The organism is Methylopila turkensis, assembly GCF_027922325.1.
Classification (GTDB): domain Bacteria; phylum Pseudomonadota; class Alphaproteobacteria; order Rhizobiales; family Methylopilaceae; genus Methylopila; species Methylopila turkensis.
In genome coordinates this window covers 1,206,584-1,232,105 of the sequence record NZ_BSFL01000001.1, presented here as the reverse complement: position 1 = coordinate 1,232,105, position 25,522 = coordinate 1,206,584, and the positions used below count along the sequence as shown (strand labels likewise).

The 25,522-nt window shown below is 71.4% G+C and carries 25 protein-coding genes; 11 read left to right on the top strand and 14 right to left on the bottom strand.

Going from position 1 to position 25,522, the window contains the following annotated elements; all coding sequences use genetic code 11:
• Positions 1-3: 3 nt before the first annotated feature.
• The 3 genes from PKE78_RS05885 to PKE78_RS05875 form a co-directional block, all read right to left on the bottom strand.
• The gene (locus PKE78_RS05885) at positions 4-1,197 is read right to left on the bottom strand and encodes a beta-ketoacyl-[acyl-carrier-protein] synthase family protein (protein ID WP_271199896.1); all 1,194 of its coding nucleotides are present in this window, start codon (positions 1,195-1,197) and stop codon (positions 4-6) included.
• Entirely contained in the window at positions 1,194-1,481 is a 288-nt protein-coding gene (locus tag PKE78_RS05880) for an acyl carrier protein (RefSeq protein ID WP_271199895.1), read from the bottom strand. The genes PKE78_RS05885 and PKE78_RS05880 overlap by 4 nt, the downstream gene beginning before the upstream one ends.
• Positions 1,482-1,591: 110 nt before the next feature.
• On the bottom strand, positions 1,592-2,530 hold the full coding sequence (locus tag PKE78_RS05875; protein ID WP_271199894.1) for an SDR family NAD(P)-dependent oxidoreductase: 939 nt from the start codon (positions 2,528-2,530) through the stop codon (positions 1,592-1,594).
• A gap of 218 nt (positions 2,531-2,748) precedes the next feature.
• Between PKE78_RS05875 and PKE78_RS05870 the strand changes: the two genes are divergently transcribed.
• Positions 2,749-3,672, top strand: a complete 924-nt coding sequence (locus PKE78_RS05870) for a glycine--tRNA ligase subunit alpha (RefSeq protein ID WP_271199893.1) — start codon at positions 2,749-2,751, stop codon at positions 3,670-3,672.
• A 126-nt stretch (positions 3,673-3,798) separates the two neighbouring features.
• On the opposite strand, the gene PKE78_RS05865 is transcribed toward PKE78_RS05870, so the two are convergent.
• The 3 genes from PKE78_RS05865 to PKE78_RS05855 all read right to left on the bottom strand — a co-directional run bounded on the left by PKE78_RS05865 (position 3,799) and on the right by PKE78_RS05855 (position 8,688).
• Complete coding sequence (locus PKE78_RS05865; RefSeq protein ID WP_271199892.1) at positions 3,799-5,352, bottom strand: flagellin; 1,554 nt, start codon at positions 5,350-5,352, stop codon at positions 3,799-3,801.
• An 11-nt stretch (positions 5,353-5,363) separates the two neighbouring features.
• Positions 5,364-7,205 carry a flagellar hook-associated protein FlgK gene (flgK, locus tag PKE78_RS05860; protein ID WP_271199891.1) on the bottom strand — a complete coding sequence of 614 codons (1,842 nt, stop codon included), beginning with the start codon at positions 7,203-7,205 and terminating at the stop codon, positions 5,364-5,366.
• Positions 7,206-7,308: 103 nt separating this feature from the next.
• The gene (locus PKE78_RS05855; protein ID WP_271199890.1) at positions 7,309-8,688 is read right to left on the bottom strand and encodes a flagellar hook protein FlgE; all 1,380 of its coding nucleotides are present in this window, start codon (positions 8,686-8,688) and stop codon (positions 7,309-7,311) included.
• Positions 8,689-8,936: 248 nt separating this feature from the next.
• On the opposite strand from PKE78_RS05855, the gene pip reads away from it, so the two are divergent.
• Positions 8,937-9,923 (top strand): prolyl aminopeptidase, encoded by a 987-nt coding sequence (gene pip, locus PKE78_RS05850; RefSeq protein ID WP_271199889.1) that lies wholly within the window; start codon positions 8,937-8,939, stop codon positions 9,921-9,923.
• A gap of 72 nt (positions 9,924-9,995) precedes the next feature.
• Positions 9,996-11,174, top strand: a complete 1,179-nt coding sequence (locus PKE78_RS05845; protein ID WP_271199888.1) for a PQQ-dependent sugar dehydrogenase — start codon at positions 9,996-9,998, stop codon at positions 11,172-11,174.
• A gap of 9 nt (positions 11,175-11,183) precedes the next feature.
• Here PKE78_RS05845 and PKE78_RS05840 read toward each other — a convergent pair whose 3' ends face one another.
• The 6 genes from PKE78_RS05840 to flgF all read right to left on the bottom strand — a co-directional run bounded on the left by PKE78_RS05840 (position 11,184) and on the right by flgF (position 15,217).
• Positions 11,184-11,462: a type II toxin-antitoxin system RelE/ParE family toxin gene (locus tag PKE78_RS05840; RefSeq protein WP_271199887.1), complete on the bottom strand. Its 279-nt coding sequence runs from the start codon at positions 11,460-11,462 to the stop codon at positions 11,184-11,186.
• Positions 11,459-11,716 (bottom strand): CopG family ribbon-helix-helix protein, encoded by a 258-nt coding sequence (locus PKE78_RS05835; RefSeq protein WP_271199886.1) that lies wholly within the window; start codon positions 11,714-11,716, stop codon positions 11,459-11,461. Before PKE78_RS05835 ends, PKE78_RS05840 begins: the two co-directional genes overlap by 4 nt.
• A 190-nt stretch (positions 11,717-11,906) precedes the next feature.
• Positions 11,907-12,668, bottom strand: a complete 762-nt coding sequence (flgH, locus tag PKE78_RS05830; RefSeq protein ID WP_271199885.1) for a flagellar basal body L-ring protein FlgH — start codon at positions 12,666-12,668, stop codon at positions 11,907-11,909.
• A gap of 18 nt (positions 12,669-12,686) precedes the next feature.
• Positions 12,687-13,652, bottom strand: coding sequence for a flagellar basal body P-ring formation chaperone FlgA (gene flgA / locus PKE78_RS05825; protein ID WP_271199884.1), 966 nt, complete (start codon positions 13,650-13,652; stop codon positions 12,687-12,689).
• A gap of 5 nt (positions 13,653-13,657) precedes the next feature.
• Complete coding sequence (gene flgG / locus PKE78_RS05820; RefSeq protein ID WP_271199883.1) at positions 13,658-14,446, bottom strand: flagellar basal-body rod protein FlgG; 789 nt, start codon at positions 14,444-14,446, stop codon at positions 13,658-13,660.
• 27 nt (positions 14,447-14,473) lie between these two features.
• Positions 14,474-15,217 (bottom strand): flagellar basal-body rod protein FlgF, encoded by a 744-nt coding sequence (gene flgF, locus PKE78_RS05815; protein WP_271199882.1) that lies wholly within the window; start codon positions 15,215-15,217, stop codon positions 14,474-14,476.
• A gap of 313 nt (positions 15,218-15,530) precedes the next feature.
• Between flgF and PKE78_RS05810 the strand changes: the two genes are divergently transcribed.
• The 6 genes from PKE78_RS05810 to PKE78_RS05785 all read left to right on the top strand — a co-directional run bounded on the left by PKE78_RS05810 (position 15,531) and on the right by PKE78_RS05785 (position 22,575).
• The gene (locus tag PKE78_RS05810; RefSeq protein ID WP_271199881.1) at positions 15,531-16,064 is read left to right on the top strand and encodes a flagellar basal body-associated FliL family protein; all 534 of its coding nucleotides are present in this window, start codon (positions 15,531-15,533) and stop codon (positions 16,062-16,064) included.
• Between the two features lie 27 nt (positions 16,065-16,091).
• Complete coding sequence (gene fliM, locus PKE78_RS05805; protein ID WP_271199880.1) at positions 16,092-17,252, top strand: flagellar motor switch protein FliM; 1,161 nt, start codon at positions 16,092-16,094, stop codon at positions 17,250-17,252.
• The gene (locus tag PKE78_RS05800) at positions 17,252-17,833 is read left to right on the top strand and encodes a DUF6468 domain-containing protein (protein ID WP_271199879.1); all 582 of its coding nucleotides are present in this window, start codon (positions 17,252-17,254) and stop codon (positions 17,831-17,833) included. The genes fliM and PKE78_RS05800 overlap by 1 nt, the downstream gene beginning before the upstream one ends.
• Positions 17,830-18,519, top strand: coding sequence for a MotE family protein (locus PKE78_RS05795; RefSeq protein ID WP_271199878.1), 690 nt, complete (start codon positions 17,830-17,832; stop codon positions 18,517-18,519). The genes PKE78_RS05800 and PKE78_RS05795 overlap by 4 nt, the downstream gene beginning before the upstream one ends.
• A 114-nt stretch (positions 18,520-18,633) precedes the next feature.
• A complete protein-coding gene (locus tag PKE78_RS05790) occupies positions 18,634-22,110 on the top strand; it encodes a hypothetical protein (protein WP_271199877.1) in 3,477 nt (1,158 codons plus the stop codon).
• Between the two features lie 69 nt (positions 22,111-22,179).
• The gene (locus tag PKE78_RS05785; RefSeq protein WP_271199876.1) at positions 22,180-22,575 is read left to right on the top strand and encodes a VOC family protein; all 396 of its coding nucleotides are present in this window, start codon (positions 22,180-22,182) and stop codon (positions 22,573-22,575) included.
• Between the two features lie 174 nt (positions 22,576-22,749).
• On the opposite strand, the gene PKE78_RS05780 is transcribed toward PKE78_RS05785, so the two are convergent.
• Positions 22,750-23,199: a hypothetical protein gene (locus tag PKE78_RS05780; protein ID WP_271199875.1), complete on the bottom strand. Its 450-nt coding sequence runs from the start codon at positions 23,197-23,199 to the stop codon at positions 22,750-22,752.
• Positions 23,200-23,452: 253 nt separating this feature from the next.
• Here PKE78_RS05780 and leuB point away from each other — a divergent pair, with 253 nt between their 5' ends.
• Complete coding sequence (gene leuB, locus PKE78_RS05775; protein WP_271199874.1) at positions 23,453-24,568, top strand: 3-isopropylmalate dehydrogenase; 1,116 nt, start codon at positions 23,453-23,455, stop codon at positions 24,566-24,568.
• 59 nt (positions 24,569-24,627) lie between these two features.
• Positions 24,628-25,065: a DUF4174 domain-containing protein gene (locus PKE78_RS05770; RefSeq protein ID WP_271199873.1), complete on the top strand. Its 438-nt coding sequence runs from the start codon at positions 24,628-24,630 to the stop codon at positions 25,063-25,065.
• Positions 25,066-25,081: 16 nt separating this feature from the next.
• Here the strand turns inward: PKE78_RS05770 and PKE78_RS05765 are convergent, their stop codons facing one another.
• Positions 25,082-25,372, bottom strand: coding sequence for a hypothetical protein (locus tag PKE78_RS05765; RefSeq protein ID WP_271199872.1), 291 nt, complete (start codon positions 25,370-25,372; stop codon positions 25,082-25,084).
• Positions 25,373-25,522: the final 150 nt, after the last annotated feature.

Below are 25,522 nucleotides of genomic sequence, written 5' to 3'. Positions count from 1 at the left end.
CCTCTAAATCCTGCGGAAGGCCAGAGAGGCGTTCAGGCCGCCGAAGGCGAAGGAGTTCGACAGCGCCGCCGGGATCGCCATCTCGCGCGGAACGTTGGGGATGCAGTCGAGGGGGCAGTCCGGGTCGGCCGCGTCGAAATTCGCAGTCGGCGGGGCGACGCCGCGCTCGATCGCCATCACCGTCGCGACCGCCTCGATCCCGCCCGCCGCCCCGAGCCCGTGGCCCGCGACGCCCTTGATCGACGAGACCGGCGGCGCGCGCCCCGCGCCGAACACGGAGGTCAGCGCCTCCGTCTCCGCCTTGTCGTTGGCGGCCGTGCCGGTGCCGTGGGCGTTCACATAGGCGATCTCTTCGGGCGTCAGGCCGGCGTCGGCGAGCGCGAGCCGCACCGCCGCGGCCATGCCCTCCACATCCGGCGCGAACAGGTTGCCGGCGTCGGCGTTGGAGCCGAAGCCCGCGAGCTCCACCGTGGCGCGCGCCCCGCGGCGCGCGGCGTGCTCCGCGGTCTCCAGCACCAGCACGCCGGCGCCCTCGCTCAGGATCAGCCCGTCGCGGCCGCGGGCGAAGGGCCGGCAGGCGGTGGAGGACATGATCTTCATCGCGTCCCAGGCCCGGAGCGCGCCGTTCGACAGCGAGGCCTCGACGCCGCCGGCGATCGCGACATCGGCAAGGCCGGCCCGCAGGAACTGCAGCGCGGTCCCGATGGCGTGGGCCGCGGAGGCGCAGGCGCTCGACGTGACGAAGCAGGGGCCGCGCGCGCCGGTCGCCATAGACACCCAGCTCGCGGACGACGACACCATCGCCTTCGCCACCGTCATCGGATGCACGCGGGTCTGCGCCTGCTCGTAGCGCCGGACGTACTGCTCCTCGACGCTGCAGACGCCGCCGGCGCCGTTGCCGAGGATGACCGCCACCCGGTCCGGGCGCTCGAACGGCGGTTCGAGCCCCGCCCGCGCCAAGGCCTGCCGCGCGGCGTAGACCGCGAACAGCGCGCTGCGGTCGCAGGACGACGCCTTGACGCCGAGCGCGTTCCAGTCCGGCTCGACCAGGACCTCGGCCGCGAGAATGCCGGTTCCCGGCGTCGCCCGCGCCTCCGTGAACAGCGGCTTCGCCGCGAGCAGGGCGTCCCAGAACGGCTCCGGCGCGTCTCCCGCCGCCGAGATCACCCCGACGCCGGTCACCACCACGCGCGTCATGCCGCGCTCTTCGCCGCCACCAGCCGTTCGATCTCGGCGGCGAAGTCGCCGATCGTCGCCGTCGTCTTGAAGGTCGAGTTGGCGTTGTAGTCGACCTCGATCCCGTACTTCTCCTCGACCTCGAAGATGATCTCGACGAAGTCGAAACTGTCGATTCCCACGCCGTCGATACGGGTCGCGGCGTCAAGCGGCGCGGTGGTCTTGGCGCGCGATTGAATCATGCCGATAAGCGTGGCGAGAATGTCTCCGTCGTCCGAGGACGACGGACCTGCTGCTGCGTTCACGCGACGTCCCCCGATGCGCCGACCAAAAGCGAGCCAACCTTAGACGACGCGCTTTCCAACGGAAAGCGGCCGCCCCGGCGGCGCGAGGTCGGCGTGGGACGCGCGGCCGCTCAGAAGCGCTGGCCGACCATCTCCTCGCTCTTCGCCCACAGCGCCTTCGCCCGTTCCGGGTCGAGCGCGTAGGAGCGCACGCCCTGGCGCAGGCCGGGGCCGTCGTTCACCTCGGCCACGCGGCAGTCCTCGCAATAGCGTCCGCCGATTTCGTCGGCCTTGGCGGCGACGCCCGCCCAGACCGAAGTCGCCGCGCCCTGCGGGATCGTCTTGAACTCGAACGCCACGGCGCCGTCCGGCCGGGGCGCGTCGTAGGTCCGGATCAGCTCCTCGATCGCCTCCTGCGTCGTGTGGCGGCTGAGCTCGGTCTGGATGACGCCGGGATGCACCGCCGCCGCCCGGATTCCGCGATCGCGGAACCGGCGGTCGAACTCGACCGCGAACAGGATGTTGGCGGTCTTCGAGCGGCCGTAGGCCACGAACTCCCGATACTCCGTGCGCTCGAAGCCGGGATCGTCGAGGTCGACGTCGGCGACCCGGTGGCCGGACGAGGCGAGGCTCACGAAGCGCGCGCCCTGCCGCATCAGCGGCGCGACGCTGTTGACGAACACGAAGTGGCCGAGATGGTTCGTGCCGAACTGGGTCTCGAACCCGTCGGCGGTGACGCGCTTGGGGCAGGCCATCACGCCGGCGTTGGCGATGACGAGGTCGAGGATCTGGCCGTCGTCCAGCAGAGCCTCGGCCGCCGCGCGGGCGCTCGCGAGCGAGGCGAGGTCGAGCTCGATCAGCTCGACGCCGCGGACGCCGGCGGTGGCGCGCCGCGCCTTGGCGAGGTCCCGGGCCGCGCCGATCACATGCGCGCCGCGGGCCGCGAGCGCGCGCGCCGTCTCGACGCCGAGGCCCGCCGACACCCCCGTGACCAGCACGCGCTTGCCCCGGAGGTCGACGCCCTCCAGCACCTCGTCCGTGGTCGATCGGGCTCCGAACGTCTCACTCATGGGCTTTCATCTCCTCGCGCGCCTGGAACGGCGGCGCCGAGGCCTAGATGGGAGATCCGCTCCGCGCGCCCGAGCCCGATCCTCTTGGAGTGTTGCCTGATCCTACGAGAGAGGGAGCCCGCGCGCCGCGCGGCTGGACGTCGCCTCATCCCCTTGCCTCGCTCCCCGCGCTCCCCTAGCGTCCGCCGCGCTTTTCCCGCCTGCCGGACATGCCGCCGATGACCGCCGACCTGCTCTCGCCCGCCCGCTCGTTCCAGGGGCTCATCCTCACGCTCCAGCGCTTCTGGGCGGAGCAGGGCTGCGTGATCCTGCAGCCCTACGACATGGAGGTCGGCGCCGGCACGTTCCATCCGGCGACGACGCTGCGCTCGCTCGGCCCCAAGCCCTGGAAGGCGGCCTATGTGCAGCCCTCGCGGCGGCCGAAGGACGGGCGCTACGGCGAGAACCCCAACCGGTTCCAGCACTACTACCAGTTTCAGGTCATCCTGAAGCCGAGCCCGGACAACCTGCAGGAGCTTTATCTCGACAGCCTCAAGGCCATCGGGCTCGACCCGGCGCTGCACGACGTGCGCTTCGTGGAGGACGACTGGGAGAGCCCGACGCTGGGCGCCTGGGGCCTCGGCTGGGAGTGCTGGTGCGACGGCATGGAGGTGTCGCAGTTCACCTATTTCCAGCAGGTGGCGGGCGTGGACTGCAATCCGGTCTCGGGCGAGCTGACCTACGGTCTGGAGCGCCTCGCCATGTACATCCAGGGCGTGGACCGCGGCTTCGACCTGAACTTCAACGGCCGTGAGGGCGACGACAAGATCACCTATGGCGACGTGTTCCGGCAGGCGGAGCAGGAGTACTCCCGCTACAACTTCGAGTACGCCGACGTCGCCATGCTGAAGCGTCATTTCGAGGACGCGGAGAACGAGTGCCGCGCGCTGCTTAAGGCCGGCGAGGACGGCGAGCGGCATCTGATGGCGATGCCCGCCTACGATCAGGCCATCAAGGCGAGCCACGCCTTCAACCTGCTCGACGCCCGCGGCGTGATCTCGGTCACCGAGCGCCAGAGCTACATTCTGCGCGTGCGCGAGCTGGCGAAGGCGTGCGGCGCGGCCTGGCTGAAGACGGAGGCGGGCGGGGCGCAGGCGGCGTGAGAGGCTCTGCGTCATGCCCGCGTCTTCGGGCGGGCATCCACGACTTGGACTTAGCGCTCGACGTGGAAGTCGTGGATGCCCGGCTTCGCCGGGCATGACGGCGCGTTAGGCGCCCAGGCTCAGGCCCTACAGGAAGTTCACCAGGCTGAGCTGCCGAAGCGTCGAGGTGACCTGATAGCTCGCCTGCAGCGAGGTCTGCAGCGACAGGATCTTCAGCGACACCTCCTCCTGGTCGACCGCCTCGACGCCGGAGATGGCGTCCTCGGCGATCGCCTTGGCGGCCGTGTGGCGCTCGCTCGCGGCCTTGATCGCGCTGTTCGCGCCGGCGAGGCCGGCAGCGATGGTCTTGACGTCGGCGGTCGCCTCGGTCGAGCCGAGCGTGGTGGCCGTGCGGCTCGCGAGCGCCGAGTAGCGCGCCTGCGCGTTGGCGTCCGACGACGAGAACGTCATCGAGGAGAACACGGCGAGCGTCTGCACGAGCCTGCGGGTCCCGTCCTCGTTCGCCCGCGCGCCGTAGCCGACCGTGACGCCGTCGGCGACGGTCGCCGTCGCGGTCCTGCGCGGGTCGTCGCCGGCGTCCTCGCCCTGATACCAGTCGACCGTGCGCGCCGCGGTCCCCGTCGTCGTCAGCCCGGTCGCGTTCTGCAGCGCGGCGATCCGCTCCGCGTCGCTGACGAAAGCGCCGTCATAGCCCGCGACCCGCGCGGGCTCGGCGCCTGCTGGCGTGTTGAAGAACTCCTCGCCCGCCTGCATGGCCGAGGCCGCGACGAGAGCGGTGTCCGCGGTCTTCATGAGCGCCGCGTCGAAGGCCGCGCGCATGTTGGCCGCGGTCTCCTCCGGCGTCGCGCCGACGCGGAAGTCGCCGCCCCGCAACGTCGCGGAAGGGTCGACGCGGGCGGTCAGCGTGATCTCGGTCGAGGTTCCGTCCGGCAGCGTCAGGCCGATGCGGATCTGCTCGCCGTCGTTCGGCGCGCCCGAGACGCCGAGCGTGATGGCGGCCGGGTCGCCCTCGGGGCCGGTCGCGGTCGCGCCGGTCATGGTCGAGGACAGCGACGCGATCTTGAGGCCGAACGGCCCGGAGGCCTCCTCGGAGACGGTGAAGGCGCCGCCGGCGAGCTCCGAAACGTCGATGCGGCCGCGGCCGTCGGCGCCGAGGTCGGCGAGCCTGCGTTCGTCGATCACCGTGCGCAGGCCCGCCTTGTCGCCGTCGTCGGCGAGAATCTTGTCGGCGGTGAGCACCGGCTTCACGTCGGTCGAGCGGCCGGAGAACAGGTAGCGGCCGTCGATCTCGGTGTTGAGATAGGAGATCGCCTCCTGCAGGTCGATTCGGGCCTGCGCCTGCTGGATCGACACGCCGCCCGAGGTGAGCTGGAAGTCGTTCGGATCGACGGTCTTGTACTCGGAGCCGAGATTGGAGATCGCGGTCAGCGCGGTCGACATCATTTTGATGCGGGTCGAGACCGTCTTGCCGACGGAGTCGTAGCTCTCGATCGCCTCCAGCCGGGCGCGCATGGCGAGCGAGGTGGTGCGGCCGGCGCCGAGACCGGCGTAGGTCGACGACTTCTTCTGGGTCGCGAGCTGGGTCAGCAGGTCGTCGAGCTGCGAGCGCGTCTCCGACAGCGTGCGCGCGAGGCTCGGGCGGCCGACGCCAGTGGAGGAATAGGGGCCGATCGTGGTCATGGGCGCCGTCCTCAGATCTGCATGAGCTGGTCGAGCATTTCGCGCACCGCCGTCATCACCCGCGCGTTGGCGCTGTAGGCGGTCTGGAACTGGATCAGCCGGCTCATCTCCTCGTCGACATCGACGCCGGAGGCGGAGGAGAACCGGTCCTCCAGCGCCGAAACCACCAGAGCCTGGCCGTCGGCGACCCTTGCGGCGGACGCGCTCGCGCTCGCCTGGTTGGAGATGATCCCTTGCGCGAATTCGGACAGCGAGCCGGTGAAGGGCGACGACGCGCCGCCGAGCTCGGTGTCGGGGTCGAAGGCGCGGTCGGAGGTCAGCGCGTTCCGCAGGAAGTCGAGCCGCGCCTGGTCGCCCGCCGCCGTGTCGGCCGCGTAGGCGACGAGCGCCGAAGGATCGTCCAGCAGCGCCGGGTTGACCGCGATGCGCGCCGCGAAGCCGGTCCGCTGCGAGCCGTCGTCGAGGCTGCCGGAATAGGGCGCGCCGCCGGAGCCGTCGACGAAGAACGGCAGCGCCAGCCCGTCGCCCGACAGGGCGTCGGCGGTGATGCGCGAGGAGCCGCCGGCGACGGTCACGCCCGCCGCGCCGGAGGTGAAGGAGAAGCCGGAGCCGCTGGCCGCCACGTCGATCGAAACGCCCTTCGCGGCGAGCGCGGCGGCGAGGTCGTCGGCGGCCGTCGGCGACGAAAAGTCGACGCCGATCACCGTGTCGTTGCGGTCCGCGGTCAGGTTGTCGTCGAGCGGGAGCCGCACGGCGTCGGTGACGTTGACGATGGTGAGCGAGCGGGTCGTCCCGCCGCTCGTGTAGGTCACGGTCAGGCGGTCGCCCGGCAGCGCGCCGCCGGTCGGAAGGTCGACGCCGCCGGCGATGGCGGTTCCGGCCGTCGTGGTGGAGCCGAGCGCCTGCGCGAGGTTCGCGGCGAGCTCGTCGAGCTGGGTCTGCGCCTGCGGCAGCGTCACGTCGCGCAGGTCGGCGTAGGCCTTCATCTGGCCCGAGCGCAGCGCGCCGTCCGCGAGCAGGTCGGTGGACTGGCCGGAGGCGCGGGTGAGCGTCACCGTGCCGAGCGTGCTCTGGCCCGCGATCTGCGAGTAGCGCGACTCCGGCGCGATCGTGCCTCCGCCGCCGGTGTAGGCGAGGCTCGACGCCGTGCCGTCGTAGAGCGCCAACCCGCTCTGGGTGCTGATCCGGATGTCGCCGCCGCTGAGGTCGTCCACGCGGATGTCCATCAGCGCGGCAAGGTCGTTGATGGCCATGTCGCGCTGGTCCATCAGGCCGGCCGTGGACTGGCCGCGGGCGTTTCCTTCGATGATCGCGTGGGTGAGCTCTTCGATCGAGCGCAGCGCCTCGTTCGCGGACTGGACGCCGTCGCGCAGGCCCTGGTCGGCTGCCTCGCGCTGCGCCTGCACGTCGCTCGAGGCGCCGTTGAGCTGCCGGGCGAGGATCTCGGCGTTCTGCAGCACGCTCTGGCGCGCGCTTTCGTCCTGCGGAGACGTCACGAGCGCGTCGAGCGAGGACGAGAAGCGCGAAACCAGCGTGTCGAGCGAGGTCGCGCCGCCCGGCGTGCCGAAGAGGGCCTGGACCTGGTCGAGCGCGTCCGCGCGGGTCGAGGCGTAGGCCGCGCCGGCGCTTTCGGCGCGGAGCTGGCGCTGGAGGTAGAGATCGATCTCGCGGCGGATCTCGGCGGTGCGGACGCCGGTCGTGACGCCGCCGGCGACGGACGCCTCGGCGTTCAGCGTCTTGCGGACATAGCCCGGCGTGTTGGCGTTCGCGACGTTGCCCGCGACGACGTCGAGACCGGCCTGGCTGGCCCGGAGGCCGGTGAGCGCTGCCCCGAGGGCGGTGGTGAGGCTCATGGCGCCGTCGTTCCGTCTGCGCCGCGCGTCGCGCGCGGCCCTTCATCCGTCGAGGAACGGCGCCGCGAACGCTTGACGTCCGCGGCGCCGGAAGCTTCCGCGCTCAGCGCAGCATGGACAGCGCTTCCTGCATCATGCTGTCGGAGGTGCTCACCACGCGGGTGTTGGCCGAATAGGCCTGCTGCGTGACGATCAGCTTGGTGAACTCGTCGGCGATGTCGACGTTCGATTCCTCGACCGCCATGCCGACGATCGCCGAGCCCGAGCCGAGGACCGCGGAGCCAGACGCGGCCGTCGCGGCGTAGGCGCCGCCGTCGAGATGCTTCAACTGGTTCTCGGCGACGAAGGTCGCGAGCGGGATGGAGTAGAGCGCGCGGGTCTTGCCGTTGCTGTAGGTCGCGGTGATCGTGCCGCCGTCGCTCACCTCGACGCCGACATAGTCGCCGGCGGCGGAGCCGTTCTGCGACACCTGCTTGGTCGAGACCAGGCCGGTGGCGTCGGCGTACTGCGTCAGGGCCGAACCATGGTCGATCGAGACCGAGCCGAGGTCGACGCCGTTGATGACGAGGCTCGGGACCGTGGTCGAGCCGCCCGCCGGGGTCGTCAGGGCGCCGCCCTCGAACGCATAGGCCTGCGCGCCGGCGGCCGCGGGGTCGGCGTCGACCTGGGTCCAGGCGACCTCCGATCCGGTGGCGGCGGAGTTGGACTGGTAGAACAGCGCCCAGGTGTCGCCCGTGCCGGCGGCTGTGTCGGCGTTGCTCACCTTGCCCCAGCGGAACTGGACGTCCTGCGCCGTGCCGGTGGCGTCGTAGACGGTGAGCGAATCGCCGCTCACGCTGCTCGCGATGAAGGCTGCGGACTGGTCCGCGGTGATCTCGGAGCCGAGGCTCGAGTCGAGCAGCCAGGAGCTCTCGTCGCCCGCGACGTAGTTCGCGGTCTTCGGCGTCGCGGGCAGGTTGCCGCGATAGGTGATCGTGCTGGTCGCGACCGCCGGATACGGGTCCTTCGAGATCTGGACCACCTCAGGGCTGGAGCCCACCGGGCTGCCGGTCGCCGGATCGAGGCGGTTCGCCATCAGGTAATAGCCGGCGCCGTTGTAGAGGTAGCCGTTGCGGTCGACGTCGAAGTCGCCGCGGCGGGTGTAGTTCGTGCCGGCCCCGAAAAGGGGCGAACCGTCGCTGGAGCCGGTCGCCTTCTGCACCAGCAGATAGCCCGGGCCGTTGATGCCGAGCGAGGTGGCGGAGGTCGATCCCGTCAGGTTGCCCTGCAGGTCGTTGGTCGAGCGCGAGAACGACATCACCGAGCCGGAGGTCTGCCGACGCGCGCTGACGTCGCCGCCGAGGACCAGATCGGCGAACGAGGTCTCGGTCCGCTTGTAGCCGGTGGTCGAGGCGTTCGCGATGTTGCCCGAAATGTTCTCGAGCGCGTAGGACTGCGCCCGCAGACCGCTGACCGCGGTGTTCAATGCCCCGAAAATTCCCATCGCCCTCTCCAGAACCGAACGCGCGCCCGCGCGTCGCCGCCGATCGGCGCGCCCCGGCGTCTCAGGCTCTGCAAACGGAGGGCCACCGGGCGACGCTCGCAAAAACAAGCACTTAGGGGCGAACGGCGGCGCTCTAGGGCCGGCGGAGGCTGCCGGGCGGCAGGATTTGCCGGGCTGCGGCGGCGTTGACGCGCCCGCGCCTGCCGCACACGGTGACCGTCGATTCAAGGCTTGGGCGGGAGACGGCGATGGGCGATGCGGCGAGCGGCGCGGAGCGGCTGCGGGGGCTCTATCCATCGATCGAGCCCTACGCCAGCGGCGCGCTCGACGTCGGCGGCGGCCACCGCGTCTACTGGGAGCGCTGCGGGACGGCGGGCGGCGTTCCCGCGGTGTTCCTGCACGGCGGACCCGGCGGCGGCAGCGCCCCGTCGCACCGCCGCCTGTTCGATCCCGCGCGCTACGACGTCACGCTGTTCGACCAGCGCGGCTGCGGCCGTTCGACCCCCCATGCCGGGCTCGACGCCAACACCACATGGGACCTCGTCGCCGACATCGAGCGGCTGCGGGAGCTCGCGGGGGTCGAGCGCTGGCTTGTCTTCGGCGGCTCCTGGGGCTCGACGCTCGCGCTCGCCTACGCGGAGACCCATCCCGAGCGCGTCTCCGGGCTGGTGCTGCGCGGCATCTTCACGCTGCGGCGGTTCGAGCTCGACTGGTACTACCAGTCCGGCGCCTCGCTGCTGTTCCCGGACAAGTGGGAGAAGTTCGTCGCGCCGATCCCGCAGGCCGAGCGCGGCGACATGATCGCCGCCTATCGCCGCCGGCTGACCGGCGACGACGAGGCCGAAAAGCTCGCCTGCGCCAAGGCGTGGAGCGTGTGGGAGGGCGAAACCATCACCCTGCGGCCGGACCCCGCGATCGCGGTTCAGCACGGCGGCGACGCCTATGCGCTCGCCTTCGCGCGGATCGAGAACCACTACTTCACCCATGGCGGCTGGCTGGAGGAGGGGCAGCTCATCCGCGACGCGTCCCGGCTCCGCGGCCTGCCCGGCGTCATCGTGCAGGGCCGCTACGACGTCGCGACGCCCGCCGTCACGGCCTGGGACCTGCACAAGGCCTGGCCGGAGGCGGAGCTCCACATTGTCGACGACGCCGGCCACGCCTTTTCGGAGCCGGGCATCCTCGACCGGCTGGTGCGCGCGACCGACGCCTTCGCGGACAGGCTCGGCCGCCTTTGACGGCGTCGTGAATTGAACGTCCGGCCTTTGCGCCTACCTCCCGTCCGAAGATCCTCTCCTCCGGAGGCATACATGCGCCGCTCGTCCCTCGCCCGCACCGCCCTTCTCGCCGCGGCCCTGTCGCTGTCCGCGGCCCCCGCCGCGCTCGCGCAGAGCGGCAAGCCGGAGACGGTGAAGTCCGAGAAGGCGAGCTTCACCGTCGAGACGGTGGCCGAAGGGCTGGAGCGCCCCTGGGGTCTCGCCTTCCTGCCGGGCGGGCGCATGCTCGTGACGGAGAAGGCCGGGCGGCTGAGGCTCGTGCTGCCGGACGGCAAGGTCGCGCCGGCGGTGACGGGGTTGCCGAAGGTCGACGCCCGCGGGCAGGGCGGCCTGCTCGACGTCGCCGTGGCGCCGAACTTCGCCGAGACCCGGCATGTCTATTTCACCTTCGCGGAAGCGGGCGAAGGCGGCGTGAACGGCACGGCGCTCGGCCGCGGCAAGCTCGCGGAGAACGCCGCGCGGCTCGAGGACGTCGCGGTGATCTGGCGGCAGGCGCCGAAATACGCCTCCACCCTGCATTTCGGCTCGCGGATCGTGTTCGCGCCGGACGGGACCCTGTTTCTGGGTCTCGGCGAGCGCTCGAACGCCGAGTTCCGCGTGAAGTCGCAGGCCCTCGACGAGACGCTCGGCAAGGTCGTGCGCCTGACGCTCGACGGCAAGCCGGCGTCCGGCAACCCGTTCGAGGGCCGCTCTGACGCCAAGCCCGAAATCTGGTCCTACGGCCACCGCAACATCCAGGGCGCGGCGATCAACCCGGCCGACGGCGCGCTGTGGGTGACGGAGCACGGCCCCCGCGGCGGCGACGAACTGAACAGGGTCGAGCCCGGCAAGAACTACGGCTGGCCGGTCATCACCTACGGCAAGGAATACTCCGGCGCGACGATCGGCGAGGGCCTGACCGAGAAGGAGGGCATGGAGCAGCCGGTGCGTTACTGGGTGCCGTCGATCGGCACGGCCGGCCTCGCCTTCTACGGCGGCGACGCCTTCCCCGGCTGGAAGGGCAACGCCTTCGTCGGCGGGCTCGCCATCCCAACCCTGGCGCGGCTCGAGATGGCGGACGGCAAGGTGACCCACGAGGAGCGCCTGCTGGAGGATATGGGCGAGCGCATCCGCACCGTGAAGCAGGGGCCAGACGGACTGCTCTACCTCCTCACCGACAGCGCCAACGGCCGGGTGATCCGCCTCAAGCCGGCGCCGAACGGACGGTCGTGACGCGCCAACTCAGCCGAGCGGCCGGCGCGCGGCGTGGCGGACGGCGAGGATGGTGATCGCGTCGGCGCTTTCCGAATAGACGATGATGTCGGGTAGCCGCCCCACGACCAATTCGCGCGTTCCCGGCGTCCGGCCGGGTCGCCCGCGCCGGAACTGGCTGGGCAGAGCGGCTGTCCGGTCGAGGCGATTGAGCACTCGTTCGGCCGCCGCCGGATTTTCGGATGCGATCCAGGCGAAGATGGCGTCGAGTTCGCGGATGGCCTGCTCGGCGTAGCGAACCTGCTTCAAGCGCGCTTCAGCGCCGCCTGCGCGATCGTCCGGCGGAACCGGCGCATGGCCTCGTCATGTGGAACGACCCGGCCGGCCTCGGCGTCCGCCAGACCGGCGGTCACGGCCGCGACGTGGTCGGCGTCGTCCTGAAACAGCAATGCGAGCGCGGTTTCGACCAGTTCATCGACGCTGTCGCCGGTGCGCGACGACAGGGCTTCGAGCGCCGCCGCCGTTTCCGGCAGCAGCCGGACCGTCAGAACGCGTCGCGTCATGCGAACTTCGCCAGAACCCGCTTTCGATGCTTCTGATCCTACCACCATCCGTCCTGAACGCGAGCGGCCGCCGGGGGGAGCCGGCGGCCGCGTGGAGGCCCTGCCGGCGGGTGGAGGCCGGCGCGGGCGGCGCGGGACGAGCGGCGGCGGGCCCTGCCGCCGCGCGCCCCGCGATCTCGGGGATGCGAGGTCAGAACGGCAGCAGGACGTCCATCACCTGCTGGCCGTAGCGCGGCTGCTGCACGTCGGTGAGCTGGCCGCGTCCGCCATAGGCGATGCGGGCCTGCGCGATCTTCTCGCTCGCGATGGTGTTGTCGCTGTCGATGTCCTCGGTGCGGACGACGCCGGCGACGATCAGCTCGCGGATCTCGAAATTGACCCGGATCTCCTGCTTGCCCTCGATCACCAGCGCGCCGTTCGGCAGCACCTGGGTCACGACGGCGGCGACGTTGGTCGTCAGCGTCTCCTTGCGGTCGACCGTGCCCTCGCCCTCGCTCGTGGTGGTCGAGCCGGCCTTGACGAGGTTCTGCGGATCGACCCCGCCGGGCAGCACCTTCTTCAGATAGCCCTCGTAGCCCAGCACGTTGTCGACATTGGCGGCTTCCGATGCGGTCCGCGTGCGCTTGGTCTTGTTCTCGAACTCGGCCTTGTCAGTGATGTCGACGCGCACGGTCAGCAGATCGCCGACCTGCCGGGCGCGCGGGTCCTTGAAGAAGCCGCGGGCGCCCGATCGCCACAGCGAGTTCGGCTGATAGGACACCGGCATGGCTTCCGGCATCGGCATCTGCACGGCCTTGTAGCCGGGCTGGGTGGTCGGGTTCTCGATCGCCGAAAGGGACGGGGGCTTGCCGACGCTCGCGAGGCGGTCCGCGGCGCCGCAGCCGGCGAGCAGCCCGGCGGACAGCGAGACAGCGGCGATGCGGAGCGCATGGGCGCGGAGTGAGGCGGTCATGGGGTACGCTCCTCGGAACTAGCGGCGGGCGACGGCGGTGGCGGCGGCGGTCACCGTCACCTCGGACGGGCCGGTGACGACGCCGCTGACCGTGCGCCTGGACTGGAGGTTCTGCACGGAGACCAGGTCTCCCTGCGCGCCGGACTGCAGCGCCTTGGCCTTCAGCGACAGCGACATGCCGCCGGACGCGTAGACCAGCGTGACGAAGGCGCCGCGGTCGACGTGCTGCGGCCGCATCAGGTCGCTGTCGCGCAGCGGTTGGCCTTCGCGCAAGGAGCGGCGCGCGGCGAGGCCGCGAGCCTCTGCGGGCGCCATGGCGTCGGGGTTCTGCGCGCGCGGCCGGCGCTCGACGACGAGATCGGCGTCGCCGATGACGTCGCCGCGGGCGAGCGCGCGCCCCGCGAGCGTGACCTCGACCGTCTCGACGGCCGAGCCGGTCAGCCGGCGCGGCGCGGCGCGCGCTCCGGCCGTGACGACGGCCTCGAAACGGCCGCTGCGGCGGTCGACGGCGAAGCGCTCGATCGCGAGCCGCTCCGGAGCGGACGGGTCGAGGTGGAGCGGTCCGGGCGCGTCGAGCGTGACGCGCAGGTCCTCCGCGCGGGCGCCGAGCTCGTCGGCCGCGCGGGCGGCGATCGCGTCCGTGAGTTCGGCCTCGCCGATCTCGCGGCTGAGCCGCGTGACCGCGATCTCGGTGATCGAACCCGCGACCACGTCGGCGACGCCGGCGCGGCGCGCGGCCTCGATCACCGCTGCGGCGGGCACGGAGCCGGTCTTGCCGAGATCGGGCGCACGGAACAGCGCCGCGCCGGAGCGGATGTCGGCGTCCTCGATCAGGTCGCCGAGCGTCACCACGTCGGAGACGACCAGCGCCTCGGCCCTGAGCGTCGGCTGGGCGCGGGCGGGGGACGCGAAGGCGGCGGCGGCCGAGAGCGCGGCGGCGATCAGCAGCGGGGGCGCGAGGCGGAAGGCGAGGTGCCGGGTCATGGCGCTCACCGCAGCATCGAGGCGGTGGACTGCAGCATCTGGTCGGCGGACGAGATCACCTTCGAGTTCATCTCGTAGGCGCGCTGGGCCGCGATCAGGTCGGAGATCTCCGTCACCGCGTTGACGTTGGACTGTTCCAGATAGGCCTGCATCACCGAGCCGAAGCCTTCGGCTCCCGGGTTGTCCTCGAGCGGCGTTCCGCTCGCGGGCGTCTCGAGGAACAGGTTGTCGCCGATCGCCTCCAGGCCCGACTTGTTGATGAAGCGGGCGAGCTGGAGCTGGCCGAGCTGCTGAGGCGCGGTCTGGCCCTGGATGGTGGCCTCGACCTGACCCGTGGCGTTGATCGTGACCGAGAGCGCGTTCTCCGGCACCGTGATGCCCGGCGAGACCACGTAGCCGTCGGCGGTGACGATCTGGCCGGTGGGGTCGAGCTCGAACGAGCCGTCGCGGGTGTAGGCGGTGCGGCCGTCCGGCAGATCGACCTGGAAGAAGCCCTCGCCGCGGATCGCGACGTCATAGGTCTTCTCCGTCGCGGCGATGGTGCCCTGGCTCATGACGCGCGGCGTCGCGACCAGCTTGACGCCGGAGCCGATGTCGACGCCGGTCGGGACGATCGTCCCGGCGTCCGATGAGGTCGAGCCGACCCGCCGCATCGACTGGTAGAGCAGGTCCTGGAACTCCGCCCGCTGGCGCTTGAAGCCCGCGGTGCGAAGGTTGGCGATGTTGTTCGAGATCAGCTCGACGTTCGCTTCCTGGGCGGCCATGCCGGTGGAGGCGGTGTAGAGGGCGCGCATCGTGCGGTTCCTTCAGGTCTCAGGCCGTCACGCAGGGACGTCGGCGAGGCGCTCGATCGCCGAGCGCCGGATCTCGTCCTGCTTCTCGAGCAGCGAGGCGATGCTGGTGTAGGAGCGGCTGACCTCGATCAGACGGCTCATCTCGGCGATCGGCTTGACGTTCGACTTCTCGACCGAGCCCTGCACAAGCCGGGTGGCGGTCGTCGCGTCGGTCGGCGTCACGTCGGACGCGAACAGGCTCGTTCCGTCCTTGCGCAGCGACTGCAGGTTTTCGAACTGGACCACCCGCAGCCGTCCGCGCACGCCCTCGCTGGTCGCGATCGTGCCGTCCTTGCCGATGGTCAGGCCGCTTTCCGTCGGCGCGAACTGGATCGGGCCGGCGGTCGAGAGCACCCGGCGGCCTTCGCTCGTCACCAGCTCGCCGGCGGCGTTGATCTGGAACGCGCCGTTGCGGGTGTAGCGCTCGCCGCCCGGCGTCTCCACGACGAAGAAGCCTTCGCCGTCGATCGCGACGTCGGTGTCGCCGCCGGTGGTCTGCACCACGCCGGCCGCGAAGTCGTGCCATGTCGCGCGGTCCTCGACGAAGGACAGCCGCCGGTCCGGCCGCTGGAACGTGTCCGCGCGGGCCTTCGGGCTGACGAACTCGCTGAACACCATCTCCTCGGCCTTGAAGCCGGCGGTGTTCATGTTCGCGACATTGTTTGCGATGACGTCGAGCTCCCGCCGCAGGGCGACCTGCCGCGACAGTCCGACGAGAGACGCGTTCTCCACCCAACGCTCCCGTGGCCGATCAGAGGATGTCTCCGGCCGCCGCTCCCCATCCTCCCCGACGGGGCGCCGCGTCCGGTAACCATGTTGCAGCCGGCGTGCCAACCGGCGGTTCGTTGGGAAATGAGGCGTTCTCTGGCGTTTACGGCTGCGGCGTGGCCGGCGCCGATCGTGCGCCCGGCGCAAAATGCCCGGCAGGAATTGCCGGCCGGAGGCCCGAAGCAATCCTTCGTTAACCTTTGCGACCTATCCGTTAACCATCACCTCCGGCGACGGGCCGGGGACGGGGGCGCGGCGCGGGACGCCGCGGCGGGGCATGGCTGAAGAGACCGGGGCGGACGGCGCGGCGGCGAAGCCGAAGTCCCGAAAGAAGCTCGTCATCATCGGGGCGGCCGCGGCGGCGGTCCTGATCGGCGGCGGCGCCGGCGCCTATCTCGTCCTCGGCAAGAAGAAGGGCGAGGCCCACGCGGAGGCGGGCGGCCATGGCGGCGGAGGCGTCAGCGCGCACGGCGTGACCGCGCCTTCGCTCGCGATCAACGCGCCGGCGAGTTTCGTCGAATTGCCGGAAATGACGGTCAACCTCGCGGGCTCCGACGCCGACCGGCAGCAATATGTGCGCATGACGGTCGCGCTCGAGGTGGCGAGCCCGGACCTCGTCAATGCGATCAAGCCGCTGATGCCGCGCGTGATCGACAGCTTCCAGACCCACTTGCGCGAGATGCGCCCCGCCGATCTGCGCGGCTCTTCGGGCGTCTACCGCCTGAAGGAGGAGCTGCTCCGCCGGGTCAACGTGGCGATCGCGCCGGCCAAGGCCGACGCGGTGCTGTTCAAGGACATCGTGGTCCAGTGACGGACGCGGCCGGCGGAGCGTTCAGCCATGGCGGGCGGTGATGACGATTTCGACGCCGACCTCGCGGCCGAATGGGGCGCCGCGATGGCCGAGCAGGTCGGCGAGGACGAGGAGTCGGCCGCCGGATGGGCGGCCAAGCTCGCCCCCGCGCAGCCGGACGTCGTCGAGCGTAAGGCCGCCGACCGCATCCTGAGCCAGGACGAGGTCGACGGCCTGCTGGGCTTCAATCCCGACGAGCTCGGCCTGTCCGAGCAGTCGGGCATCCGCGCGATCATCAATTCGGCGCTCGTGTCCTACGAGCGCCTGCCGATGCTCGAGATCGTATTCGACCGGCTGGTCCGGCTGCTCACGACGAGCTTGCGCAACTTCACCTCCGACAACGTCGAGGTCTCGCTCGACGGCATCAAGTCGGTGCGGTTCGGCGATTACCTCAACTCGATCCCGCTGCCGGCGATCCTGTCGGTGTTCAAGGCGCCGCAGTGGGACGGCCTCGGGCTGATGACAGTCGACAGCGCGCTGATCTATTCGATCATCGACGTGCTGCTCGGCGGCCGCCGCGGCGTCGCCACCATGAAGGTCGAGGGCCGGCCCTACACCACGATCGAGACCAGCCTGGTGCAGCGGATGATCGAGGTGGTGCTTGCCGACGCCGAGCAGGCGTTCCGGCCGATCAGCGCGGTGGATTTCACGCTCGACCGGCTCGAGACCAACCCGAAGTTCGCCGCCATCACCCGGCCCGCGAACGCCGCGATCCTGGTCAAGCTCCGAATCGACATGGAGGACCGCGGCGGCGTGATCCAGATGCTGCTGCCCTACGCCACCATCGAGCCGATCCGCGACGTGCTGCTGCAGCAGTTCATGGGCGAGAAGTTCGGCCGCGACGCCACCTGGGAAGGCCATCTCGCGACCGAGATCTGGTCGGCCAAGGCCGAGATCCACGCCGTCCTTTACGAGAAGAAGCTGCCGCTGCGCACCATCCTTGACCTCGACGTCGGCGACACGCTGATGCTCGAGGTGAAGCCCGACGACCTCGTCCAGCTTCGTTGCGGCGACCAGGTGCTGACCGAGGGCCGCATGGGCCGCGCCGGCGAGCACGTGGCGGTGCAGATCGCGCATCCGCTCCGGCGGTCGCGCACCACGCTCGCGGCGTTCGAGGCCGCGGGCGACATGCGCAAGGAGGCGTCGTGATGCAGAACGTCGTGGGGCTTGCGATCGAATCGCTCGTCGCGATCCTGCTGGTGGCGACCATCGCCTATTGCGCGGTGCTGAACCGCCGGCTGTCGCGGCTGCGCGCCGACGAGGGCGTGATGCGCGAGACCATCACCGAGCTCGTCGCCGCGACTCACGGCGCGGAGCGTGCGATCGTCGCGCTGCGCTCCACGCTCGGCGTCTGCGAGGAGACGCTGGCCGAACGGCTCGCGCGCGCCGAACAGGTGTCCGGCGCGATCTCCCAGCAACTGACCCACGGCGAGCAGGTGATCGAGCAGATCGCCAAGATCGCCAGGGCGGCGCGCGAGCACGCCTCGCAGGAGGTGGTCCGCGCCGAGGCCGCCCGCCGCGACCACGAACGCGAAGCCGCCCGGCTCGCCGCCCGCGCCGAGGCGGAGGCGGTCGCCGAACTGCGGCGCGAGGCCGACCGCGAGCCCGCGTCGCAGCGGCGCCGCGCGATCCCGGCGCCGTCGCCGCTCGGCCGCTCGGCCGCCACCGCCGCCGCCGCCGAGATGTTCGCCTCGCGGGTGAGGGCGCTCAGCTCCGGGGCGCCGGCATGACCTCGCGTCTGCGGCTCCACCTCATGCCCGTGGTGATCACCGCGGCGGCCGCGCTGCTGTCGCTGAAGGCCATGGGCCTGATGACCCACAGCTCCTACCTGTTCGCGGGTCCGGCGGCCGCGTCGCCCGCCGCCGCGCCCGAGCCCGCCCCCCATGGCGGGCAGGCTCCCGCCGCGGACCCTGCGCCGATGGCCGCGAAGGCCCCGGCCGCGCCGCCTCCGCCGGACGTCTCGCCGTCCGAGCGCGCGCTGCTCGAGGCGCTGCAGAAGCGTCGCGCCGCGCTCGAGGAGCGCTCCGACGACCTCGACCTGCGCGAGAACCTGCTGAAGGCCGCCGAGAGGCGCATGGACGAGCGCCTGGTCGAGCTGCGCCGGCTGGAGGAGCAGGTTGCGGCCTCCGACGCGCGCCGGGCCGAGGAGGAGAAGACCAAGCTCAAGAACCTCATCACCATGTACGAGGGGATGAAGGTGAAGGAGGCCGCGCGCATCTTCGACGATCTGGAGCCGGGCGTCCGCTTCGAGGTGGCGCGGCGCATGAACCCGCGCAAGCTGTCGGAGATTCTCGGCAAGATGTCGCCCGAGGCGGCGCAGAAGCTGACCGTCGCGCTCGCCCGCGGCGACGGCGACAAGACCGAGCCGCCGGCTCCCGTCGCCGTCAGCGAGCTGCCGAAGATCGAGGGCCGCTGAGCCGCCGTCGCCGATTCCCGCTTCGGCGGTAACCTTCCACCAACGGCTTGGCCGGTAAGACGTAAGCGAGAGGCGGCCCATCGGCCGCGCTCGGCTGCGGGGACCGATAAGCCGGTGGCGCTCGGACGAACGACGGCGTGGGTGCTTGCTCTGCTGCTGGCTATCGCCGGCGGGCCGGGAGACGCGCGCGCCGCGACCGGGACCGCGACGGCCGCCCGCGCGCCCGAGGGCTATGTCCGCCTGACCTTCGCCTTCGACCAGGCGCCGAAGACCGACGTCCGGCTTTCGAACGGCGTGCTGGTGGTGAACTTCGGCGGACCCGTACAGCTCGAGACCGCCGGTCTGACCAAGGGGCTCGGCGACCTCGTCGGCGTCGTGCGCCGCGACCCGGACGGCTCGGCGCTCAGGATGGCGCTCAACCGCGCCATGAAGCTCAACGTGATCGAGGCCGGCGAGACGCTTTACGTCGACCTGCTGCCGCCGAACTGGGCCGGCATGCCGCCCGGCCCGCCGAAGGAGGCGCTGGCGGCGCTTGGCCAGGAGGCGCGCGCGGCTCGCGCGGCCCGGATCGAGGCCGAGCGGCGCCGGGTCATGAAGCTGACGCCGCTCACCGTGCAGGGCGCGACCAACCCGACCTTCCGCCGGCTGGTGTTCAAGCTCGACGATTCCGTGCCGGCCGACCTGCGCCGGATCGGCGATATGGCGTTGCTCACCATCGGCGCGCCGCTGCCGTTCGATCTCGCGGCCGCCAAGGCCCGTCTGCCGGCCGCGCTCACCGCCATCGGCGTCGAGCGATCGGACGGCGCGATCACCGTCACCGTCCCCGCGCCCAAGGCGGTGGCCGTGCGGGGCTTCCGCGAGGACGGCTCCTACATCCTCGACATCGACCGCGCGGAGGATGACCGCGACCCTTCGGCCGCGACCGTCGCCGCCGCTCCGGTCGCCGCGTCCCATGACGAACCGGAGCCGTCCACGCCGGCGTCCGCGCCTCATGCCGAGGCGCCGGCTCCCGCGCCCGAACGTCCGGCGCCTGTCGCGGCGAAGCCCGCCGCCAGGCCGCTTCCCTCGGCTGCGCCGGTCCACGCCGAACATGCGGCCGCCGGGACCAGGATCGTGGAGCCGGCTCCGGCGGCGGCGGCCGTCGCGCTGGCGGCTTCGGCGCCTGCTCCCGCGCCGTCCGAAAGCTCGTCCGCGCCGGTCAAAAGCGCGTCGGCGAGCGCGGCCCTCAGCTTTTCCGGCGAATCGATCCGGATCGCCTTCCCCTTCGGCAAGGCGACGGCGGCCGCGGTCGCGCTGCGCGGCCGCACGCTGTGGGCGGTGTTCGACGATGTCGGGCCGATTGCGGTCGACGGTCTGGTCGCCGCCTCGCGCGGGGCGATCGAGGCGGTCGAGCCGTTCGCCGTCGAGCGCGGCCAGGCGCTGCGCATGCGGCTGAGAGAGCCGCGGTTCGTCACCGCGGCGCAGGACGGCGGCTCCTGGGTCGTCTCGCTCGGCGACGACATGGTCGGCGCGGCGGAGCCGGTCCGTTTCGCGCCCGATTTCAGCCGCGCCGGACGCGCGGCGCTCGCCGCCAAGGTCGACGGCGTCGGAACGGTGCGGCGACTCGCGGACCCGGAGGTCGGCGACGAACTGATCGTGGCGACGCTTCAGGCGCCGGCGCGCGGCGCCCTGCGCCCGCAGGCCTTCGTCGAATTGACGCTGCTCCCGACGGCCCACGGCGTGGTCGTCGCGCCGCTGGCCGACGACGTGCGCCTCGTCGCCGCCCTCGACGACCTCCGCATCGAGCGCGACGCCGGGCTCGCCCTGTCGCGGGTGGAGCCGACGGTCTCGGCCGTCGCCTCAGACGCGACGCCGCTTGTGCTGGGCGAAGCTGCGGCGGAGGCGACGGCGGGGCCCTATCTCAAGCGCGAGCGCGCCCTGCTGGAGGCCGCTTCGCTGTCCTCGCCCGACGCGCGGACCGACGCGCGCGTGGCGCTGGCGCGCTTCTATCTGCTGCGCGGCATGGCCGCCGACGCCAAAGCGGTGCTCGACGCCGCCGTCGGGGACGATCCGCTGTCGGAGCGCGAAGCTGAGGTCGCTCTGCTGCGCGGAGCCGCCGCCGCCGCGCTCGACCGGCCGAAGCTCGCCCGGGCGATCCTGTCCGTCCCCGCGCTTGCGATGAACCCCGAGGCCGCGCTGTGGCGCGCGCAGGTCGAATGGAGCGACGGCCGTCCCGAGCCCGCCCGCGCCGCGTTCCGGCAGGGGCGCCCCGCGCTTGGCGGGCTGCCGCCGGCGGTGCGCGCGCGCTTCGTGGAGCTCGAGGTGGAGCTCGCGCTCGACGCCGGCGACGCGGCGACCGCCGCCGCCGCGCTCGACCAGCTCGACGTGCTGCCGGCGCTGCGGGGCCTCGCCGCCCGCGAGGTGCTGCGCGGCCGCGTGCTGGCGGCGCTCGACCAGCCCGATCGCGCCTTCGCCGCCTTCGCGGTGGTGGCGCGGGGCCCTGATCCGATCGCCGCGGCCGAGGCCGAACTGCGCCAGGTCGAGCTCGGCCTCCAGACCGGCAAGACGCCCGCGACGGAGGGCGTCGCGGCGCTGGAGCGGCTCGTCACCGGCTGGCGCGGAGACTGGATCGAGGCCGAAGCGCTGGCGAAGCTCTCCGGGCTCTACGCCGACGCCGAACGCTGGCGCGACGCTTTCTCCACGCTGAAGACCGCGGTGCAAGCCTTCCCCGACGCCGACGAGACCCGCGCGCTTCAGGACCGCATGCAGGAGCGCTTCACCGACCTGTTTCTCGGCAGCGCCGTCGACCGCATGCCGAAGCTCGACGCGCTGGCGCTGTTCTACGACTTCCAGGAGTTGAGCCCGACCGGCCGGCGCGGCGACGAGCTGGCGCGCCGGCTCGCCGACAAGCTGGTGGAGGTCGACCTGCTCGATCAGGCCGCGGACCTGCTCGAATATCAGGTCGACCATCGCCTGACCGGCGCCGCCCGCGCCCAGGTCGCCTCGCGCGCCGCGCTGGTGCAGCTCATGAACGGCCGCCCCGCCGACGCCGTGCGCCTGCTGCAGAAGACCCGTCAGGCCGACCTGCCCGCCTCGCTGGTGCGTTCGCGGCTTCTGCTGGAGGCGCGCGCGCTGGCCCAAACCGGCCGTCCCGAGCTCGCGCTCGAGATGGCGGAGGGGCTCGAGGGGCGCGACGGCGCGCGGCTGAAGGCCGACATTCTGTGGTCGGCGAACCGCTGGCGCGAGGCCGGCGAGGCGCTGGAGGCCTCGCTCGGCGCGGCCTGGCGCGCGGCGGACCCGCTCGACACGGCCTCCCGCGCCGACGTGATGCGCGTCGCGATCGCGCTGTCGCTCGCCGACGACGCGCTCGGGCTCGACCGCATCCGCCAGAAATTCGCGCCGAAGATGGCCGACAGCCGCGACGCGCAGGCGTTCGAGATCGTCACCGCGCCGATCGAGGCGCGCGGGGAGGCGTTCCGCGAGATCGCGCGCTCGATCGCGGCCACCTCGCTGCTGGAAGGCTTCCTCAAGGAATACCGCAGCCGCGACCGCGAGCCCGCGAAGCCGGGCGCGGACCAGGCGGCCGACGCCTCGGTCTCCCGTCCCGGCTGACGGCTCGCGCCCGGCGCGAACCGCGCTATAGAAGCGGCGAGCTCACTCCAGCCGAAGGCGGGACCACCCATGGCCAAGATGATCCACTCGATGATCCGCGTGCTCGACGAGGCGCGTTCGCTCGCGTTCTACGAGACCGCCTTCGGCCTCAAGGTCGCGGACCGCTACCCGTTCGACGGCTTCACGCTGATATACCTGTCGAACGCTGAGACCGGCTTCGAGCTGGAGCTGACGGTCAACGCCGACCGCAGCGAGCCGTATGACCTCGGGAACGGCTACGGCCATCTCGCCGTCTCGGTCGACGATCTCGACGCGGAGCACGCCCGCTTCGAGGCCGCCGGCCTCAACCCCGGCGCGCTCAAGCAGATGGACCGGGACGGACAGCCCTTCGCCCGCTTCTTCTTCGTCAGCGATCCCGACGGCTACAAGATCGAGGTGCTGCAGCGCGGCGGTCGGTTTTTGTGATTTATGCCGCCAGGCGGCTTGGCGCCTGAGCGCCAGCCGCCACAGCAAGCGTTTCGTCGTCCTCCGGCTTGACCGGAGGACCCATCTCGGACGCGGAGCGCTGCGCTCGACATGGATGGTCCGGTCAAGCCGGACCATGACGGCGAGTTGCTGAACAGAGGCGGGCGGCGCGGCCTACTGCGACGTGCAGCCCAATCCCCCGCCGCCCCTGCAGGCGGAATAGGCGGAAGCGCGTTCGTTGTAGGTGCGGCCGTCGCTTCCGACATCGTCGCCGCCGCCTCCTCCGCCGATCATCGACGCGCCCACCGCCTGAATGATCGTGTTGACGGCCTGGCGCTGCTGCTCGGCCCGCTTCCGCGCGGCGGCGTCTTCTCTAGCCAGCTGCTGCCGTCCCTGCTTGGAGCGTTTGAGCTCAGCGCGGCGGGCCTGCTCGCGCTCATAGGCGATGCGGGCGCGTTCCTGACGCTCGGCTTGCTGCTGGCGACGCGAGATGTCGCGAATGATCGGGGCGCCGTAGCCGTTGAACATCCGCATGAATTCGCGGCTGTCGGCCTTGGAGGTCGTCGTTGACGCAGGAGACACGAAAACTAGAGCTGCGATGATCGCCACAAGTGCCGATTTCATGTCTTCGCCCCGTCGAAAAATCCTGATCCGTTGTCTCGACTGCCCTTACCTGCGTCTAAAAACCCCGTATGCAACCTAGGGAGGAAATATAGATTTGCATATACGTGGGTGTAAAGCGGATTTCGTGGCGTAGAATTACGTAGCGCGATGGCCGGCCGATCGTTCGCCGCTTGATGGTTTGCCGCTTGCAAGACGCTCGCCGGATCGCCAAAAGGGCCGCAGCTCCGAAAAAACACGGAAAACGAGGCGATCCATGGCGACCCACAAGCTCCTGCTGCTCCCCGGCGACGGCATCGGCCCGGAGGTGATGGCCGAGGTCCGCCGCGTGCTCGCCGTGATCGAGCGCAAGGGCCTGATCGCGTTCGAGATCGACGAGGACCTCGTCGGCGGCTCCGCCTACGACGTCCATGGCAAGGCGATCAGCGACGAGGCCGTCGCCAAAGCTCACGCGGCGGACGCGGTGCTGCTCGGCGCCGTCGGCGGCCCGAAGTGGGACGGCGTCGCCTATGAGCATCGCCCCGAAGCCGGCCTGCTGAGGCTGCGCAAGGACCTGGAGCTGTTCGCCAATCTGCGGCCGGCGATCTGCTACCCCGCGCTCGCGGACGCCTCCGCGCTGAAGCGCGAGCTGGTGGACGGGCTCGACCTGATGATCGTGCGGGAGCTCACCGGCGGCGTCTATTTCGGCGAGCCGAAGGAGATCACCGATCTGCCGAACGGCCAGAAACGCGCCGTCGACACCCAGGTCTACGAGACCTACGAGATCGAGCGCATCGCCGAGGTGGCGTTCGAGCTCGCCCGCGTGCGCGGAAACCGCGTGACGTCCGCCGAGAAGCGCAACGTCATGAAGTCGGGCCTGCTGTGGAACCAGGTCGTCACCGCGACCCACGCGCAGGGCTATGAGGACGTGAAGCTCGACCACATGCTGGCCGACGCGCTCGGCATGCAGCTGGTGCGCGCGCCGAAGCAGTTCGACGTCATCGTCACAGACAACCTGTTCGGCGACATCCTGTCCGACGTCGCGTCCATGCTGACCGGCTCGCTCGGCATGCTGCCGTCGGCCTCGCTCGGCGCCGAGGACCCGGTCACCGGAAAGCGCAAGGCGCTCTACGAGCCGGTGCACGGCTCCGCGCCGGACATCGCCGGCAAGGGCGTCGCCAACCCGCTCGCCATGATCGCGAGCCTCGCCATGGCGCTGAAGTATTCGCTGGGCAAGCCGGACCTCGCCGACACGCTCGACCGCGCCATCGCCGCGGTCCTGGCGAACGGCTACCGGACCGGCGACATTTATGTCGAGGGCGCGAAGCGCGTCGGGACCGCCGAGATGGGCGAGGCCGTCGCCGCGGCGTTCGACAAGCTGCTCGCGGCGTAAACCAACTGCCCGGCGCCGGGCTCTTGACCCGTCCGGCGCCGGGGGCCATCTCGTCCCCCATGCGACGCTCGATCCTCAAAGCCGGACTTTTGGGCGCACTCGCTGCGGCGGCGAGCCTGCCGGCTGCGGCCGCGGGGCTCGAGACGTTCCGCGGCAAAGCGCGGCCGGTGGTCGTGTTCGCGCCGGCTCCGGACGCGCCGCAGGCGATGGACCAGCTCAAGCGGTTGCGCGCCGACCGCGAGGGCCTCGAAAGCCGCGACATGCCGGTGTTCGTGGTGGGCCGCAAACGCGTCACCACGCTCGCGGGCGGCAGCGCGCCGGCGACGCTCGACGCGTCAAGCCTCCGTGAGGCCTACGGCGTCGGCGACGACGCGTTCGCGGTGGTGCTCGTCGGAAAGGACGGCGGCGAGAAGCTGCGCTCCAGCGAGCCGCTGGGCGTGGGCCGGCTGTTTGAAGTCGTGGACGAGATGCCGATGCGCCGCCGCGAAATGCGGTGACGCATCGGAGCTCTCATCAGTAGCCCGGCAATGTGAAGGTCGAGGGCAGCGGATAGCGCTCGAAGCCGCCGGGGCCTCGGGTGGGCGTCGTCGACTGGTACAGCGCCGAGGTCTGGTAGTCGGCGACGCTCGTCTTCGGGCGCGCGATTGTGCGGGTGTTGAGGTAGCTCGGACCCTTTCGGATGGTGATCGAGACGCCGGCGTCCGGGGACGCGCGCTCGCGGGTCTGGGCCGAGGCCGCAAGCGGAGCGAGCGTCACGCCCGCCGCCAGGATGAACGCGGCCGTTCCATGCGCAATGCCAAGCATAGCAGCCTCCATCAGGGAAAACGCCGCGTCCCGGGACTGAGCCGCGCCGGTCGACGAAGCAACGTCGCTTCGCAGGCTCTTGTTCCGTGAATTTGTTGCAATCCCGGCCCAACGGGGCCATTCACATCGCGCGGCGTCGCGCCGCGAACG